Source organism: Amycolatopsis sp. ATCC 39116 (assembly GCF_000231075.2).
GTDB classification, from domain to species: Bacteria; Actinomycetota; Actinomycetes; order Mycobacteriales; family Pseudonocardiaceae; genus Amycolatopsis_E; species Amycolatopsis_E tucumanensis.
Map to the genome: position 1 here is coordinate 15,080 of NZ_AFWY03000040.1, position 17,052 is coordinate 32,131.

A 17,052-nucleotide genomic window follows, 5' to 3' on the forward strand; every position below is an offset into this window, starting at 1 on the left:
GCTCGTGCTGCGCGGGAATCTGAGGGCAGCACCGCCGCCAGCAACCTCGCCGAAGCCGAAGGGGCACCCAGCCAGCGCCGAGCCCGAAGAGACGCCCAGTCAACGCCGAGCCCGAAGAGACGCCCAACCAAGACCGAAGCCGACGAGCGCCCGGCCAACGCCGAAGCCGAAGGGGCACCCAGCCAACGCCGAGCCCGAAGACGCGCCCGGCCAGCGTCGAAAAACCGAAGGGGCGCCCAGCCAACGCCGGGCGCCCCCGGCATCAAGCGCGCGCCAGACCCCGCTCCACCGCCGCGATGATCTGTGGCCGCAGCTCCTCCGGGCGGATGATCGCGTCGACCGAGCCGACGCGCTGCGCCCGCTGGATCGAGTGCACCCCGTCGAACTCGGCGGCCACCTCGCCCAGCTTCTCGGCCCGCACGGACGCCCGGACGTCCGCCAGCTGCGTCACCAACGCGGCCCGCGAAGCGCTGTCCGCCGACGCGATCCGCGCCTCCAGCTCCGACACCCGCGGGTCGTTCGCCGTGCGGGCGTTGACCTCCTGCGCGAACACCACGGCCGCCGCGGGGGCACCACCCAGCACGGACGCGTACGAGCCGTCCACGGCGAGCACCGTCATGTTCGGGTTCAGCGTCTTCGAGAACACCACGAACGCCCCGCCGTGGTAGCGCGAGATGACGCAGAACACGATCGGCCCGCGGAAGTTCACGATCGCCCGCCCGATCTCCGCGCCGTACTCCAGCTGGAGCTTGCGCATCGACTCCGGGGAACCGTCAAAACCGGACAGGTTCGCCAGCACCACCAGCGGCCGGTTGCCGCTCGCCGCGTTGATCGCGCGCGCCGCCTTCTTCGACGAGCGCGGGAACAACGTGCCGGCGGTGTAGGTGTCCGGGCCGTCGGTGGGCGGGAACCCGCGCCGCGGCACCGACCGCGACTCGATGCCCAGCAGGCACACCGGGATCCCGCCGAGGTGCACGTCCTGCACGACCGCGGTCTCCGCGTCCGCCATGCCTGCCCAGCGTTCCAGGATCGCGTGGTCCTGGTCGGCCAGCGCGCGCATCACGGTGCGGATGTCGAACGGCTTCTTGCGGTCCGGGTTGGTCTCCCGCGAGAAGATCTGGCCCACCGTGGTGAAGTCGGACCCGACGATCGCGTGCGGGTAGTCGCACACGTCCCGGTCGACCGGGTCGGTCGTGGTCGCCCGGCGCGGGCCGTTCTCCCCCGGCAGCACGTACGTGTGGTCGTAGTGGGTCATCAGCACGCCGTGCGCGGCGCCGAGGTTCGGCGCCCAGTACTGCGCCTGCCCGTTCGGCCCCATTACGCGGTCGTACCCGCCGATGCCGAAGTTGTCCTCGGCCGACACACCACCGGAGAAGTCCAGCGACTGCTTTCCGGTCAGCACCATCGCCGAGTCCGGCGTCATCACCAGGATGCCCTTGGTGTGCATGAGCATCGTGGCTTCGGCGTTCCAGTACGGCTGCGCGCCCACGTTGATGCCGGCGACCACGATGTTGATCTCGCCGCCGTCCTGGGTGAACTGGACGATGCGGCGCAGCGCCGCGGCGATCCAGTCCATGTTCTCGGTGCCGGAGTCCATCGCGATCCGCGCGCCGGCCGACAGCGCGTACCACTCGACCGGGACCCGCAACCGCTCCGCGAGGTCCAGCGCGGCGATCACGCGGGCGCACTCCGGTTCGGACAGCGCGCCCAGCGCCTTCGTCGGGTCGCCGAGCAGCACCACGCGGGTCACGCCCTCCGGGTACCGCTCGGTCGGCGTGGTCGCCACGCCGGCGACGATCCCGGCCTTGTTCAGGCCACGCTCGCGCTCGACCGGCACCAGCGCGCCGGAGTCGTCGAGGTCGTACTCGGTGAACGAGCCGCCATCCCCGGCCAGCATGCCGGTCAGCTCGTACGGGTAGACCGTGCCGCGGCGCCGCGCGCGCAGCACCTTCTGGCCGTAGTCGTCCAGCGGCTGGATCAGCTCGGTCGGCGGGTCGGTGATGGTCAGCCGGACACCGGTGGCGACGTCGTAGGTCACCCGCACCGCGATCGGCCGCAGCTCGCCGGTCTCCTTGTCGCGCTGGCGGCCGAGGAACAGCACCTCCTCGACACCGGCGCCCGCGGTGGTCGGCACCACGCGCTGCGCGACCGTGTTCAGGTCCTCGGCGGTGAGGTCGCTGGGCGGCCACACGTAGAGGAAGATCCGGTTGGTGTCGAGCCGCTTCTTGGCCGGGCGCTGGGCCTGCACCTTGCGGATCGCGTCCAGGCACGCGCCGAGCGCGCCCTCGACCGCGGGCAGGGCCAGGATGCGGCCCTCGTCGTCGCGCAGCGGGGTCAGGTCGCGGACCTGCGCCATCGCCACCAGGCGCTCGTCGGACGGGTTCTTCGGTGCGACGCAGCGCAGCAGGTAGACGTCCTCGTCGGCCGACGGCAGCCGCGTGAGGTCGAAGTTCTGCAGGCGCCGCAGCTGCAGCCGCTGACCGATCAGCGGGTGCAGGCCGCGGATCAGCCGCTCCTCGGCCAGGCCCGCCGACGACGGCCGGAACGTGAAGTGGTGGTGCATCGCCGATCCGCTGCGCCCGGCGACCGTCGTGGTGACGCGGCGCAGGTTGCCCGGCAGCGCGACGCGGGACAGCACCTCGCGCAGCTCCGCGGCCATCAGGTCCGCGTCGGCGGGCTGGCCGGTCCAGGTCAGGTAGATGTCGGCGACCAGCGCGCCGGGCTCGGCCTTCGCCGCGACGTCGGCGACCGTGCGCACCGCGTCGGCCAGGTCGTCGAAGTCGGCGACGGTCGCGATGAGCCGCTGCCGCTGGCCGTCCAGGTCGTACCCGGCGGTGACGAACGCGTGCCCGCCCGCGGTGCCGGTCTCCACGCCCTCCAGGCCGTGCTCGCGGTAGTAGCGGCGGCTGAGGACCTCCAGCAGCGGGCCGGGGTCCAGGCCGGGCCGTCCGATGCGCTGGCCGAGCAGCCGCACCAGCGGTTCGGGGCTGGCGACCATCTCGGCGATGCGCTGCTCGCGGTCGGGCGCCTCCGGGTTGGCGTCGAGGTAGCTGAGGTGGCGGCGCACCTTCGTGTAGACCTCGGCGCGGGTGCGGCGCAGCAGCGGCTGGGCGAACCAGCGGAACACCAGGCTGCGGGCGAGGTCGCCGACCACAGGGAACCGCAGCTGGGTGGCGCGGATCAGGTGCTCCAGCGCCTGGCCGACGGTCTGCCGGAGCCCGTTGTGCGGCGGGGCCTCGGTGAGCCACTGCTGCAGCAGCGCGGTGATCACGGCGACGTCGGAAGCCGCGCGCTGCTGGGCGAGGAAGACGCGGAAGACCGCCTCCTCCAACTCGGACGTGCGGTCCAGCCCCTCGACGCCGTAGTGGCCCAGCACGCGGGTCAGGCGGCCCTGGAAGGTCTCCGACAACCCGGCGCGCTCGGCGTCCAGGCTCTGCAGGTAGGTGTGGAAGTGCTCGCGCGGGCTGTGCACCCGCGTCTCGGCCTTGGTCTCCTCGCCGTCCGGCTTGTTGCGGGACAGCTCGGACAGGTCGGCGAAGACCTCCAGCAGCGCGGTCTCGGCCGCCAGCGGCCGCTGCGGCAGCTCGGCGCGCGCGGCCAGGTACCGGGCCAGGGTGCGGCCGCCGTCGCGCGGGTCGACGTCGAACCCGAGCAGCATGCTGCGCAGGTCGGCCAGGCCCCGCTCGACGCGGTGCGCCGCGGTCAGCCCGTCCGGCTCGGACGGCAGGTCCAGGTCCACTCCCGCGGTTTCCGGCGCGGCGTCGGCGTCCTCGGCCAGCGGTTCCAGGCGCAGCAGGGCGGCGCCGGTTTCGACCTGGCTGCCGACGGAGACCATCGACTCCTTGAGCAGCGCCTTGAACGGCGCGCGCAGGACGGTCTCCATCTTCATGGACTCCAGCACCAGCACCGGCGCGCCGGCCTCGACCTCGTCGCCGACGGCGAGCGGCGTGGCGACCACCAGCGCCGGGGCGGGCGAGCGGACCACGCCGCCCTCGTCGCGGCTGATCCGGTGCGTGACGCCGTCGACCTCGACGAGGTGGATCGGCCCGTGCGTGCCGGTCACCAGCCGGAAGCGGCGGCCGTTGACGTGGATCTGCCCGGTGTGCGAGTCGTAGCGCTCCAGCTCGGCGTCGACGGTCTGCACGTCGTCACCGGTGACGAACCCGATCCGGTAGCGGCCCGGCCCGGTTTCGGCGACGGTCAGCCGGTAGGTCGCGCCGCGCAGCTTGAGGTCGATCGGGCGGCCCACCTCGTGCTGCACCTGGGGGCGGCCACCGTGCGCGGTGGACAGCAGGCGCTGCAGCTCCACCTGCTTCTCGTCCTGGTAGGCCTCGATCGCGGCGGCGGCCAGCGCGATGCCGGAGTGGGCGTGCGAGACCAGGCGGCCCTGCGCGCGGACGCGGTCGATCCAGCCCGTGTCTGCGCTGGCGTCGATCACCTCGGGCTGGTCGAGCAGGTCGAGGACGAAACTCTTGTTGGTGGTGCCGCCCTCGATGAGCACGGTGGTCTCGCGCATCGCGCGGCGCAGGCGGGACAGCGCCTCGTCGCGGTCGCGGCCGTAGGCGATGATCTTGGCGATCATCGAGTCGAAGTCGGCGGGGATGGTGTCGCCCTCGCTGACGCCGGTGTCGACGCGGATGCCCGGGCCTGCCGGGAGGTCGAGCAGCGCGATGCGGCCCGGGGCGGGCGCGAAGTCGCGGTCGGGGTCCTCGGCGTTGAGCCGGGCCTCGATGGCGTGCCCCAGCTCGGCGGGCGGGGCGCCCTCCAGCTTGCCGCCGGACGCGACGTGCAGCTGGGCCTTGACCAGGTCCATGCCGGTGGTGGCCTCGGTGATCGGGTGCTCGACCTGCAGGCGGGTGTTCACCTCGAGGAAGGCGAACAGCTTCTCGCCGGGGTGGTAGAGGAACTCCACGGTGGCGGCGCCGCGGTAGCCGACCGCGACGGCCAGCCGCTCGGCGGACGCCTTCAGCTCGGCCACCTGGTCCGGGGCGAGCAGCGGCGAGGAGGACTCCTCGATGATCTTCTGGTTGCGGCGCTGCACCGAGCAGTCGCGCACGCCCAGCGCCCACGCGGTGCCCTGGCCGTCGGCGATGACCTGGACCTCAACGTGCCGGGCGCCGGTGACCAGGCGCTCCAGGAACACCACGCCGCTGCCGAAGGCGCGCGCGGCCTCCTGGCTGGTGCGCTCGTAGGCGTCGCGCAGCTCGTCGGCGTTGTGGATGACCCGGATGCCGCGGCCGCCACCGCCTGCGGTGGCCTTGAGCATCAGCGGGTAGCCGATCTGCTCGGCGGAGCGCAGCGCGGCGTCGAGGTCCTCGACCGGGCCGCGGCTCCACGGCGCGACCGGCACGCCCACCTCTTCGGCGATCAGCTTCGCGCCGATCTTGTCCCCCAGCTTGCGCATCGCCTCCGGGTTCGGGCCGATGAAGGTGACGCCGATCTTCTCGCAGAGCTCGGCGAAGGCCGGGTCCTCGGCGACGAAGCCCCAGCCGACCCAGGCGGCGTCGGCCTTCGTCTCGGTCAGCGCGCGTTCCAGGACGGCGAGGTCGAGGTAGGGGCGGTTGGCCGCGGGACCCAGGTTGTAGGCGATGTCGGCTTCCCGCACGAACGTGGCGTTGCGGTCCGCGTCGGTGTAGAGGGCCACCGTTTCGATGCGCGGCCCGCCCTCCGCGTTGAGCTCACCGACGGCGTGGATGAGCCGCATCGCGGCTTCTCCCCGGTTGACGATCGCGACACGACTGAACACCGAATCGAGCCTCACAAGTTGTGGTGGTTGGACTGCGCGGCCTCCCCTGGCCGCTGGTCCAGCATCGCGCGTACCCACCGGTAGTGTGATCGTCGCACCCGCACCGTGCCGACGGCGGTTTTTTGTCGGAACCCTCCAAAGGACCGCTCTGACCCGGGACTATGCCCACGGCTCGCGCGCACGCGGGACCGCGCGGATCGTGAGAGCCTGGTCACTCGCCCTTGTAGAAGACGGCCAACGGCCGGCTAGCCGCGGCGCACCGGGAGGCGCAGGTGCAGCACGCCGTCGCCCTGGACGACCACCTCGGGGTCGCCGAGCATGAGGTCGCCGCCGGCGAGCGGTCCGAAGTACGGCTTCCCCCGGCCGAAGACGACCGGCACGACGTCGATCGCCACGTGGTCGATGAGCCCGAGCGCCAGCGCCTGCCCGCCGACGTCGCCCGCGCCCACCCCGATTTCGCCGTCGCCCGCCAGTTCCTGCGCTCGCGCGATCCCCTCCTCCACCGAGCCGGCGAAGTGGTAGGGCGCCTCCGGGTGCCAGCCTTCCGGCCGCGGCCGGTGCGACACGACCACGACGTGCTCGCTCGCGGGCGGATGACCTTCCCAGCCGTTGGTCAGGTCGAACTGGTGCCGCCCGACGACCAGGACCTTCTGGCGCGACCACATGCCGCGGACGTACTCGGCGGAGGCCGCCGAGACCCGGAACGGCGAACCGTGGATGTCGGGGTGGTCCTCGTCGACGAGCGGGTGGTCGCCGTTGAAGTACCAGTCGTGGAGCGGTCCCACGTCGTCGTTCTCGTCGGCGATGTAGCCGTCCAGCGAGGCCACCGCGTGCAGGTAGGTCGTCCCCATCGTCGCTCCTCCCAGGGGGACCAGCGTCCCCCAGGGGCCGTGCGGGCGCAACCGCCCCGGCGGGGCACCCCGCACGGCGGAGGTGCCCCGTCAGCGCCTCACAGCTGGTAGAGCCAGTCGGTCCAGCGGTAGTCGTCCAGGGGGCGTTCGGTCAGGTACTGGTTGCGCAGCAGCCGGGCCAGGCCGTCGCAGTGCCAGAGCTCGCCCCAGACCCGCGCGCTGGACTGCACGCGCGCGGTCCGCGCCGTGCGGGCCTGCTCGTACGCCGTGAGCGCGGCCGGCCAGTCCAGCGCGGCGGCGGCCTGCTGCTTGGCGACCTCGCCGGCGAGGCTGTGCGCGTCTTCCAGCGCCTGGCACGCCCCCTGCGCGAGGTATTGCAGCATCGGGTGCGCCGCGTCGCCGGTCAGCGCCAGCCGTCCGTCGACCCAGCGCGGCACCGGCAGCCGGTCGTACATCGGCCACCGCCGGTCCCGCCACAGCCACGCCAGCCCGCGCCGCACCGCGTCGCAGGTATCCTCGAACGCCGCGTCCAGCTCCTCCGGGCCGCCCCACTCGGTCTCGCCGCGCTCGTAGGCGGGCGAGGCGAACACCGCGACCGTGTTGAGCAACTCCCCACCCCGCAACGGGTATTGCACGAGGTGGCACTTCGGTCCGAAGTGGACGACCACGTCGGTCAGCACATCAGCATCCAGCCCAGTCACCTCGGACACCGGGCGGGTGCCGCGGTAGGCGACGTACCCGGAGCACACCGGCTGGTCGCCGGACAGCCGCGACCGCAGCGACGACCACAGCCCGTCGGCGGCCAGCGCGGCGCCCGCCGCGAACTCCCGCTCCCCCACCCGCAGCCGGACGCCGTCGGGCCGCACCTCGACGTCGTCGACCTTGTGATCGGCCAGCAACTCGACTCCGGCATCGGCACAAGCGTCGTGCAGGATGGTCAGCAGGTCGCTGCGGTGGATCACCACGTACGGCGCGCCGTAGCGTTCGACGAACCCCGGCCCGAGGTCCATCGACGTCAGCTCGGCGCCGTCGAGCGCGTCCTTGAGCACCAGCCGCCGCGGCAGCACGCCGCGCGCGACCACTTCGTCCAGCAGACCCCACTCACGCAGGATCCGGGTCGCGTTGGGGGCCAGCTGCAGCCCGGCGCCCACCTCGGCGAACGCCGGGGCCCGCTCCAGCACCCGGACCCGTTGCCCGGCCGCGGCGAGGGCGAGGGCGTTGGCGAGCCCGCCGATCCCGCCGCCGACCACCACGACATCGGTGTCGGTCATGTCTTCCTCCTACAGCCAGGGGCCGAGTTCAGGGGCCTGCTCGGCACGTCCGGTGAGCCAGCGCGCGAGGGCGGGGCCGTGGCCCTGCGCGGTCCGCCGCCGGAGCGCGTCGGCGATCAGCGCCTCGACCAGGTCCGCGGGCAGGTCCTCGAACCCGACGCCGCAGTCGAGGTCGACGGCGTGCACGGCGACCTCGCGGGTGCGCATCCAGACAATCTCGGTGGCGGGCACGGTCCGGCCCTGCGCGGTGACCACCTCGTTGGCCCAGGCGTCCGCGGGCAGGGCCGCCACGTCGGCCGCCAGCGCGTCCGCCGAGCCGTGCACCAGCCGCCGCAGTTCGGGCACGGGCAGCTTCGCCCCCGCCTCGATTTCGGCGGCGCGGTGCTCGGCACTTTCGTACATGCGCGACTCGACGCCGGTGCGGGCCCAGCTCAGCAGGCGCCGCAGCGCTTCGGCGTTGTAGTGCAGGTGCGCCACGAGGTGGCGGCGGGTCCATCCGGGCAGCAGCGTCGGCGCGTCGAACGCGTCGTCGGGCAGCTCGTCGACCGCCCGGAGGACGAGCCGCGTGCCGTCGTCCATCCAGTCACTCATCGCGGGCCACGTTCTCCAGCCTGCCCAGTCCGCTGATCTCGGTGACCAGCCGGGCGCCGTGGGACAGGTACCGCGGTGGTTTCCGCGCGTGGCCGACCCCGCCGGGGGTGCCGGTGGCGATGACGTCGCCGGGCCGCAACGTGAGGATCGTGGAGGCGTAGCGGACCAGCTCGACCGGGTCGAACACCAAGTCGCCGGTGTTGGCCTTCTGCACCTGCTCGCCGTCGACCGCGCAGCTCAGGTCCAGCTCGGGCCTGGTGCCGCCGGGCAGCTCGTCCGGGGTCACCAGGTACGGGCCGAACGGCGTGGTGCCCTCGAAGGTCTTGCCCTGCAACCACATCGGCGACCGGTACTGCCAGTCGCGGGTGGTGACGTCGTTGAGGACGCTGAACCCGGCGATCGCCGCGGCCGCCTCGGTCTCGCTCGCGCGGCGCACGGTGGCGCCGACGACGAGCGCCAGCTCGGCCTCCCAGTCCACCGCGTCCGATTCGGGCGGCAGCGCGATCGGGTCGGCCGGGCCGACGAGCGCCTCCGGGTACTTGGCGAACAGCGTCGGGTACCGCGGCAGTTCGCGGCCCATCTCCAGGATGTGGTTGCGGTAGTTCAGGCCGACGCACAGGATCTTGCCCGGGCGCGGCACGACCGGGGCGAGGTCCGCACCGGCCAGCGGCCGCTCCGGGGTGACCGTCTCGGCCTGGGCGCGCCAGTCCTCCTGGGCCAGGAACGCGCCGACGTCGGGCGCGCCGAGCTCGGCGTAGCGCTCACCCTCGACTCGGATGGCGCGGGTGCCCTCGGCGGTGCGCAGGGTCGCGAGCTTCACCGCTGCCCTCCCACCCGCACGCGGTCGGCGTGCAGCCGTTCGAAGATCGGGGTGTCGCTGAAGCGGAACAGGTCCAGCTGCGTGTCGGCGGCGAGGGTCACCTCGGCCCAGGACGGCACGACGAACAGGTCGCCGTGGTCGACGGTCCACTCCTGATCGCCGACGCGGACCGTGCCGGAGCCGTCGAAGACCTGCCACACGGCCGACCCGACCTCCTGCCGCGGCGCGGTCTCGGCGCCGGCGCGCAGCCGGTGGAACTCGGCGCGGATGGTCGGCATGACGTCGCCGCCGGTGGTCGGGTTGGTGAAGCGGACCGCGGCGTGACCGGGCTCGACCACGCCCGGGTGGCCCTCGTCCTCCAGCGCGAGCTGATCGGTCAGCGCGGCGTCGGTGTGCTCCCAGCGGTAGGCGGCGATCGGCGAGTTCACCGCAGGCGCGGTCTGCGACACCGGGCGCAGGCCGGGGTGGGCCCACAGCCGCTCGGCGCGGGAGCGCTGCGGGGTTTCGGTGCTGGACACCTGCTCGGGGCCGAACTCGAAGAACGCCGAGCCGGTGTAGTGCACGAAGGGGATGTCCAGGCCGTCGATCCAGGCCATCGGCTCGCTGGCGGTGTTGTGGTGGCCGTGGAAGTGCCAGCCGGGGGTGAGCAGGAAGTCGCCGCGGCGCATCGCCACCGGGTCGCCGTTCACGACGGTCCACACGCCTTCGCCCTCGACGACGAACCGGAACGCGTTCTGGGTGTGCCGGTGCTCGGGCGCGTTCTCACCGGGGCCGAGGTACTGGATTGCGGCCCACAGGGTCGGCGTCGCGTACGGCGCGCCGCCGAGGCCCGGGTTGGCCAGCGCGATGGCGCGCCGCTCCCCGCCGCGGCCGACCGGCACCAGCTCGCCGGCCTTCTCCGCCAGCGGCAGCAGGGTCTTCCAACGCCAGGCGTGCGGGCGCATCGCCGGGGACGGGCTCATCGGCATCAGGTCGCCGATCTCGGTCCACAGTGGAACGAGCAGTTCCTCCGCGAACCCCCGGTACAGCTCGTCGAGCTCGGGGGACGGATCGGGCTGGTTGGCGGTCATCGCCTGGCCACTCCTTCCTCGGGGACGGCGGGTCGAGGAGGACGCTAGGCGATGTTCTGTCAGCAGGGATCTAGAATTCTGCTGTGAAGAACAAGCCATCCTACGCGATCGACTCGGTCGACCACGCGCTCCACCTGGCCACGGTGCTGCAGCAGGAGGGGCCGATGGGGGTGTCCGAGGCGGCCGCACGGCTGGGCGTGTCCCGTTCGACGGCGCACCGGCTGCTGCAGATGCTGGTGTACCGGGACTTCGCCGAGCAGGGCCCGGACCGCCGCTACCAGGCCGGGCCGGTGCTGCGGCCCGCGGATCCGGTCAGCGCGCCGGTGGCGTTGCTGCGCCAGGCTGCGATGCCCCACCTGCGCGCGCTGGTGGCGCGGGTGCGGGAGACGGTGAACCTGCAGGTCCTGGCAGGCACGGAGACGCGGTTCGTGGCGTCGGTGGAGTGCGACCAGATCCTGCGGGTGGGCGACCGGGCGGGCCGGGCGCTGCCCGCGCACCAGGTGTCCGGCGGCAAGGCGCTGCTGGCCGCGCTGCCGCCGGCCGAGCTGACGCGCCGGTACGCCGGGACGGACGTGGACCTCGTCCGCCTGCGGCGTGAGCTTGGCCTGGTGCGGCGGCGCGGCTTCGCGGTCAACGACCAGCTGACGGAGACCGGCCTGACCGCGGTCGGCGTGGCGATCCCGTGGCCCGCCGGGGCCGAGCCCGCGGCCGCGTTGTCGGTGGCCCTGCCGTCGGCCCGGTTCGACCACGACCTGCTGCCCACCTGGGTCGGCGCGCTGTCGGCGGCGGCGACGGCGATCGCGAACGACCTGGGCTGAGGGTCAGCCTTTCCGCGGGATCGCGGCGATCGCCTCGACCTCGACGACGTACTGCGGCGCGGCCAGAGCCGCGACCACGGCCAGCGACTGTGCCGGGAAGTCGTCGCCGGGGAACCAGAGCTTGAACGCTTCGGCCTGCGCCGCGCGGTAGCCGTCGAGGTGCTCCACCCCGCCGACGAGCGTCAGCAGCTTCACCAGGTGTTCCGGCCCGCCACCGGCGGCGGAGAGCAGCGCCTCGATGTTGGCGAAGATCTGCTCGCCCTGGGCCCGCGCGTCCGGCCCGGCGAGCGTGCCGTCCGGCCGCACGCCGAGCTGCCCGGCGAGGTAGACGATCTCGTGCCCCTCGGGCACGGACGCGAGGTGGCTGTAGCGCCCGGCGGGCGACGCGACGGTGTCGGGGTTCCAGCGGTTCACCCCGCCATGATCCACCCCGGGCGGGTGCGCGGCAACCGTCCGGGGTGGACAGACGCGCCGTCAGCCGATCTGCAGGTCCACGCAGGCGTAGAAGGCGTTGGCGGTGTCGGCGATGTTCCACACCGCCAGGAGTTTCTGCCGCCCGCTGAAGCCGCTGAGGTCGACCGGGTGCGAGACGGTCGCCGGGGGCTGCGCGCCGCCGTCGTCGACGAACCCGACGCGGGTGCCGCCGATGTAGTACTCCCACGTGCTGGTGCGGTGCTGGGCGGTCAGCCTCCAGGTGAAGGTCACCGTGTTGCCGACCGGGGTGGCGCGCCAGCCCTTGCTGTCGTCGTCGAGCTCGGCGAAGCGGGTGTTGCCGCCGCTGCAGCTGCGCAGCCCCTTCGGGCCTTCCACGCTCTGCGGTTCGTACTTGATGTCGCCGCAGGGCACGATCCCCTGTGCGCACTGGGCCTGCCTGCTCGGCGGGGAGTTGACGTAGCCGTGGGCGCTGGCGGTGCCCGGGAGGGCCACGAGGGCGATGGGAGCGAGGGCCGCCCCGGCGGCGATGGTCGCGATGCGTCGTCTGATGGTCATGTCGGCTCCTTGCGTGAACCCGGATGACTTTTGGTCTAGACCACGTGATATGGACCATAACGTGAAGTTTGTTCGCGGTCAACGGCGCGGTCGGAAAAGCACCACCTTCTGGAGCAACAGCGGCGAGACGGCGAAACCGTGCCGCTCGTAGGCCCTCACCGCGCGCGACGACGAATGCACGGTCACCCGTTCCACCCCCAGCTCCACGGCCAGCTCCAGCAGCCCGTCGATGAGCCGTCCGCCGAGGCCGGCGTCCCGCGCTTCGGGCACCACGTACACGCACTGCACGTCACCGGAGGTGCGCGAGAACGACTGGGGCGCCGGCACGCGCGGGGTGATCGCGAGGAACCCCATCCCGATCACCGCACCCTTCCGCACCAGGACGAGGCACCGGTGGGTGGTCGCGTGCTCCCGCGCCCACACGGCGAACTCCCGGACGAACCGGCCGCGGTCCACCCCCGGCGGCGGACCGTCCCGCTCGGCCACCCACCGCCACCGCAACGCGGCCACGGCCTCGAACTCCTCCGGGCGGGCAGCGCGTACTTCGATCACACCTCCGATCCTCGCAGCCCTTCCCCGTCGGACCGGTCAGCGGGGCAGCCGGACGGTGGCGACGAGTCCGCCCTCCGGCCGGGCAGCGAGTTCGAGCGTTCCGTCGTGGGCGCGGACGATGCTCGCCACGATGGCGAGCCCGAGGCCGACCCCCGCGTGCTCCCCGGTGCGGGTGCGTTTCGTGCCGCGGTGGAAGGGTTCGGTCAGCGTCGGCACCAGGTCCGGCGGCAACGGCGGCCCGGTGTTCTCCACCCGCACCACGCTCGCGTCCCCGGCCGGTCCGGTGTGGACGGTGACGGTGCCGCCGGCGGGGAGGTTGTGCACGATCGCGTTCTGGACGAGGTTCGTCACCATCCGCAGGACGAGCTCGGCCGAACCGGTGACCCGCGCCGCCTCGCCGGCGACGCCGAGCTTGATCCCGCGTCGTTCGGCGAGGGGCAGGAGTGTTTCGGCGGCTTCTTCGGCGACGAGGGACAGGTCGACGGGCTCGCGGGTGAAGCTGCGCCGGTCGCTGCGGCTGAGCAGCAGGAGCGCCTCGGTCAGGTCGATGGCCCGCGTGTTGACGACGTGCAGGCGTTCGATGAGCTCGTCCCGGTCCCACGTCGGGTCCTTGCGGGCGACGTCGAGCAGCGTCTGCGAGATCGCCAGCGGCGTGCGCAGCTCGTGCGAGGCGTTGGCGGCGAACCGCTGCTGCTCGGTGACCTGGGATTCGAGCCGTTCCAGCATCGTGTCGAGCACGTCGGCGAGCTCGTGGAACTCGTCGTCCGGGCCGTCCATGCGGATGCGGTGGGACAGCGAGCCGTCGGACGCCCGCCGCGCCGCGTCGGTGATCCTGTTCAGCGGCGCCAGCATCCGCCCGGCGAGCACCCATCCGCCGAGCAGGCCGAAGAACAGCAGGAAGGCCACCGCGGTGGCCGCGGCGGGCCCGCCGACGGCGAGCAGGCCGGGAGGGCGCCGGGGCGGCCCGGGCGCCCGGTCGGGGAACGAACGCACGAGCAGCACCCAGAGCAAGACCATCAGCAGCGCGCCGGCGAGCAGGAGGAACCCGGCGTAGCTGAGGGTGAGTTTCAGCCGCAGGCTCAGCCCGCGACGCCTATCCACGGTCTCCGCCGGTGTCGATCCGGTATCCGACGCCGGGCACGGTGGCGATGAGCCACGGCTCGCCGAGCCGTTTGCGCAGCGCGGACACGGTGATGCGGACGGCGTTGGTGAACGGGTTGGCGTTCTCGTCCCAGGCCCGCTCCAGCAGCTCCTCGGCGCTCACCACCCCGCCTTCGGCCGCGACGAGGACTTCCAGCACGGCGAACTGCTTGCGGGTGAGCGCGACGTAGCGGCCGTCGCGGTAGACCTCCCGGCGGAACGGGTCCACCCGCAGGCCCGCGATCTCGCGGACCGGCGGCCGGGCGTGCGCGCGCCTGCGGTCGAGCGCCCGCAACCGCAGGACCAGTTCCCGCAGCTCGAACGGTTTGGTGAGGTAGTCGTCGGCGCCGAGCTCGAACCCGGAGACCTTGTCGTCGATCCGGTCGGCGGCGGTGAGCATGAGGATCGGGGTGCCGCTGCCGGAGGCGATGATGTGCCGCGCGATCTCGTCGCCGGAGGGGCCGGGGATGTCGCGGTCGAGGACCGCGAGGTCGTAGGAGTTGACGCTGAGCAGCTCCAGCGCGGTGTCCCCGTCACCGGCGATGTCGGCGGCGATCGCTTCCAGCCGCAGGCCGTCCCGGACTGCTTCGGCCAGGTAGGGCTCGTCCTCCACGATCAGCACGCGCATATCGGCAGCGTAGGCAGCGCGGCATATCGCCCGCATATCCGGAGCGGATCACGGCCGCATCCGCGGGTCCTCCGACGGGTCCGGGTACATCGGCGGGCAGCCGTGGCGCACCGCGTCCGGGCGGAGTTCGTAGTGCCAGGGCTCGTTGCGGTAGATCTGGCACAGCCCGTACGCGGCGCCGTGCGCGGACAGCCACGCCGCGGCGCGGGCCGGGCCGATGTCGACGGCTTCGCCCGCCACGTGCGGCGACGTTTCCGGGGTCGCGACCCAGCGCGCGGCCTCCTGCCGGGAGCCGTGCCGGGCGACCGCGCGCCGCAGCAGCTCCTCCTGGTACTCGGGCGAGCGCCAGCCGCTGTTGACGCGGAGCTGGACGCCGTCCGCTTCGGCGGCCTTCGCCGCACGCCGCAGCGCGTCGAGGAGGTCGGCGTCGAGCTTGCCCACCGCCGGGGTTTCGTCCCACACCGAGACCGGCGCGCCGTCCGGGACGACACCGTCGGCCTCGCCGAGGGTGGTCCACGGAACCGGCGGCGCGGCGGCCACGAACAGCCGCCGCACCCCGGGCGCGGCGATCACCACCCCGGCGATCGCGAGGCCGGCGAGCACGATCCGGCGGACGCGCCGGGCGGGCGCGGGCAGTGGCAGGGTGTGGTTCATACCTCCACTGAAGGCGGGAGGCTGTTGCCACGGCGTCTGCGCTTTCCGATACGCCCGCGATATGTCCCCGCGATATGTCTTACGGGTAGTAGCGGGTCAGGGATTCCGCCACGCAGCCCGGTTTCGCCGAGCCCTCGATTTCGAAGGTGAAGTTCCGCGTCACCTGCACCCCGCCGCGGCCGACCTCCTCGACCGCGGCGATCACGGCGTGCAGCCGCACCCGGCTGCCGACCGGGACGGGCGCCGGGAAGCGGACCTTGTTGACCCCGTAGTTCAGCGCCATGCCGACGCCGGTGACCTGGAGCAGCTCGGCGACCATCGGGATGCCCCAGCTCAGCGTCATGTAGCCGTGGGCGATCGTGCGGCCGAACGGGCCGTCCGCCGCGCGGGCGGGGTGGGTGTGGATCCACTGGTGGTCCCCGGACACCTCGGCGTAGGCGTCGATCAGCTCCTGCGTCACCTCCCGCCACGACGAGCGGCCCAGGTCTCGTCCCGCGAGCGCCAGGATCTCCGGGATCCCGTTCGCCACCACCGGCATCGAAGTCACTCCCCTCAGGCCGCGACGGCCTGCGCACCGGTCGGCTCGCCGGCGCGCTCGTCGTAGTTGGGCTTGCGCAGCAACGCGAGCATGCAGCCCAGCGTCAGCACGACCTGGAACACCGCGTACACGATCACCGCGACGATCGACCCGGTCTGGTTCAGCAGGAACTGGCCCACGATCGGGGTGGTGCCGCCGAGCAGGGTGCCGCACAGCTGGTAGCACAGGGAGATGCCGGTGTAGCGCACGTTCGCGGGGAAGCGGCTGGCGAGCATCCCGGCCAGCGCCGCGTAGTACAGGCAGTGCGGCACGGTCGCGACCGCGGTGCCGATCATCGCGAGCGCGTAGTTCTCGGTGCCGATGAACAGGAACATCAGCGGCATCAGCAGGATCTCCGGCACCAGCATCACGATCACGGCGCGGGACCAGCTGCGCATCTTCGTCGCGATCACCGCGCCCCACGGCTGCACCAGGATCTGCGTGATGTTGGCGACCAGGATGATCGTCAGGAACGAGCTCTTGTCGAAGCTGAGGTCCGAGGTGGCCCAGGACAACGCGAACGTCGACTTGAAATAGGTGGCCGACAGGCCGATGGTGCAGGCGCCGATGCCGAGGACGATCAGCAGCGGCTGCGTGCGGAGCACCTCGGTGAACGGCAGCTTGGCGACCTCCTTCTTCTCGATGAGGTTCGCCATCGCCGGCGATTCGGCGACCCGCAGCCGGATGAACAGGCCGACGATCACCAGCAGCGCGGAGAACAGGAACGGCAGGCGCCAGCCCCACGAGGTGAACGCGTCGTCGGGCAGCTGGCTGATCGCCAGGAAGCAGACGGTGCTCAGGGTGTTGCCGACGGGCGAGCCCTGCTGGGCGAACGCGCCGTAGAGGATCGACTTGCCCTTGGGCGCGTGCTCGGAGGCGATGAGGACGGAGCCGCCCCACTCCCCGCCGAGGCCGATGCCCTGCACCATGCGGATCGCGATGAGGAGCAACGGCGCGGCGACGCCGATCTGTGCGTAGGAGGGCAGGACGCCGATCAGCGTGGTCGAGATCCCCATCATCAGCAGCGTGATGACCAGTGTCTTCTTGCGGCCGAGGCGGTCGCCGTAGTGGCCGAAGATCACCCCGCCCAGCGGGCGGGCGAGGAAGCCGACCCAGAACGTCGCGAAGGCCACCAGCGTGCCGAGCGCCCCGTCCAGCTCGGGGAAGAAGACCTCGTCGAAGACCAGCGCCGACGCGGTGCCGTAGATGTAGAAGTCGAACCATTCGATGGTCGAGCCGATGAACGACCCGATGCCCGCTCGTCTGGCCGCCGTGGCCGTGCTCATGGTGATTTTCTCTCCCTTGAGATCCCGTGTTGCTCGGACACCGTGCCAAACGGGACCT

15 protein-coding genes are annotated in these 17,052 nt (G+C 72.5%); 1 reads left to right on the forward strand and 14 read right to left on the reverse strand.

Annotation, left to right across the window (positions count from 1 at the left end; all coding sequences use genetic code 11):
- Positions 1-262: 262 nt before the first annotated feature.
- From AMY39116_RS0330085 to AMY39116_RS0330110, 6 genes are all read right to left on the reverse strand, one after another.
- A complete protein-coding gene (locus AMY39116_RS0330085; RefSeq protein WP_027936340.1) occupies positions 263-5,746 on the reverse strand; it encodes a carboxyl transferase domain-containing protein in 5,484 nt (1,827 codons plus the stop codon).
- A gap of 245 nt (positions 5,747-5,991) precedes the next feature.
- A complete protein-coding gene (locus AMY39116_RS0330090) occupies positions 5,992-6,597 on the reverse strand; it encodes a dihydrofolate reductase family protein (RefSeq protein ID WP_020421322.1) in 606 nt (201 codons plus the stop codon).
- Between the two features lie 98 nt (positions 6,598-6,695).
- Positions 6,696-7,868 (reverse strand): FAD-dependent monooxygenase, encoded by a 1,173-nt coding sequence (locus AMY39116_RS0330095; RefSeq protein ID WP_020421323.1) that lies wholly within the window; start codon positions 7,866-7,868, stop codon positions 6,696-6,698.
- 9 nt (positions 7,869-7,877) lie between these two features.
- A complete protein-coding gene (locus AMY39116_RS0330100) occupies positions 7,878-8,459 on the reverse strand; it encodes a maleylpyruvate isomerase family mycothiol-dependent enzyme (protein ID WP_235716250.1) in 582 nt (193 codons plus the stop codon).
- Positions 8,452-9,279: a fumarylacetoacetate hydrolase family protein gene (locus AMY39116_RS0330105; protein WP_020421325.1), complete on the reverse strand. Its 828-nt coding sequence runs from the start codon at positions 9,277-9,279 to the stop codon at positions 8,452-8,454. The genes AMY39116_RS0330100 and AMY39116_RS0330105 overlap by 8 nt, the downstream gene beginning before the upstream one ends.
- Positions 9,276-10,349 carry a cupin domain-containing protein gene (locus AMY39116_RS0330110; protein ID WP_020421326.1) on the reverse strand — a complete coding sequence of 358 codons (1,074 nt, stop codon included), beginning with the start codon at positions 10,347-10,349 and terminating at the stop codon, positions 9,276-9,278. Before AMY39116_RS0330110 ends, AMY39116_RS0330105 begins: the two co-directional genes overlap by 4 nt.
- 83 nt (positions 10,350-10,432) lie before the next feature.
- Here AMY39116_RS0330110 and AMY39116_RS0330115 point away from each other — a divergent pair, with 83 nt between their 5' ends.
- A complete protein-coding gene (locus AMY39116_RS0330115; RefSeq protein WP_020421327.1) occupies positions 10,433-11,167 on the forward strand; it encodes an IclR family transcriptional regulator in 735 nt (244 codons plus the stop codon).
- A gap of 3 nt (positions 11,168-11,170) precedes the next feature.
- Here AMY39116_RS0330115 and AMY39116_RS0330120 read toward each other — a convergent pair whose 3' ends face one another.
- From AMY39116_RS0330120 to AMY39116_RS0330155, 8 genes are all read right to left on the reverse strand, one after another.
- A complete protein-coding gene (locus tag AMY39116_RS0330120; RefSeq protein ID WP_020421328.1) occupies positions 11,171-11,581 on the reverse strand; it encodes a RidA family protein in 411 nt (136 codons plus the stop codon).
- 60 nt (positions 11,582-11,641) lie between these two features.
- The gene (locus AMY39116_RS0330125) at positions 11,642-12,157 is read right to left on the reverse strand and encodes a lytic polysaccharide monooxygenase auxiliary activity family 9 protein (RefSeq protein ID WP_020421329.1); all 516 of its coding nucleotides are present in this window, start codon (positions 12,155-12,157) and stop codon (positions 11,642-11,644) included.
- Between the two features lie 78 nt (positions 12,158-12,235).
- Entirely contained in the window at positions 12,236-12,709 is a 474-nt protein-coding gene (locus AMY39116_RS0330130) for a GNAT family N-acetyltransferase (RefSeq protein ID WP_020421330.1), read from the reverse strand.
- Positions 12,710-12,745: 36 nt separating this feature from the next.
- Positions 12,746-13,810, reverse strand: a complete 1,065-nt coding sequence (locus AMY39116_RS0330135) for a HAMP domain-containing sensor histidine kinase (protein WP_020421331.1) — start codon at positions 13,808-13,810, stop codon at positions 12,746-12,748.
- Positions 13,803-14,477 carry a response regulator transcription factor gene (locus tag AMY39116_RS0330140; RefSeq protein WP_020421332.1) on the reverse strand — a complete coding sequence of 225 codons (675 nt, stop codon included), beginning with the start codon at positions 14,475-14,477 and terminating at the stop codon, positions 13,803-13,805. Before AMY39116_RS0330140 ends, AMY39116_RS0330135 begins: the two co-directional genes overlap by 8 nt.
- 48 nt (positions 14,478-14,525) lie before the next feature.
- Entirely contained in the window at positions 14,526-15,131 is a 606-nt protein-coding gene (locus AMY39116_RS0330145; protein ID WP_020421333.1) for a M15 family metallopeptidase, read from the reverse strand.
- Positions 15,132-15,210: 79 nt separating this feature from the next.
- Positions 15,211-15,669 (reverse strand): MaoC family dehydratase, encoded by a 459-nt coding sequence (locus AMY39116_RS0330150; RefSeq protein WP_020421334.1) that lies wholly within the window; start codon positions 15,667-15,669, stop codon positions 15,211-15,213.
- Between the two features lie 14 nt (positions 15,670-15,683).
- The gene (locus AMY39116_RS0330155) at positions 15,684-16,994 is read right to left on the reverse strand and encodes an MFS transporter (protein ID WP_020421335.1); all 1,311 of its coding nucleotides are present in this window, start codon (positions 16,992-16,994) and stop codon (positions 15,684-15,686) included.
- Between the last annotated feature and the right edge of the window lie 58 nt (positions 16,995-17,052).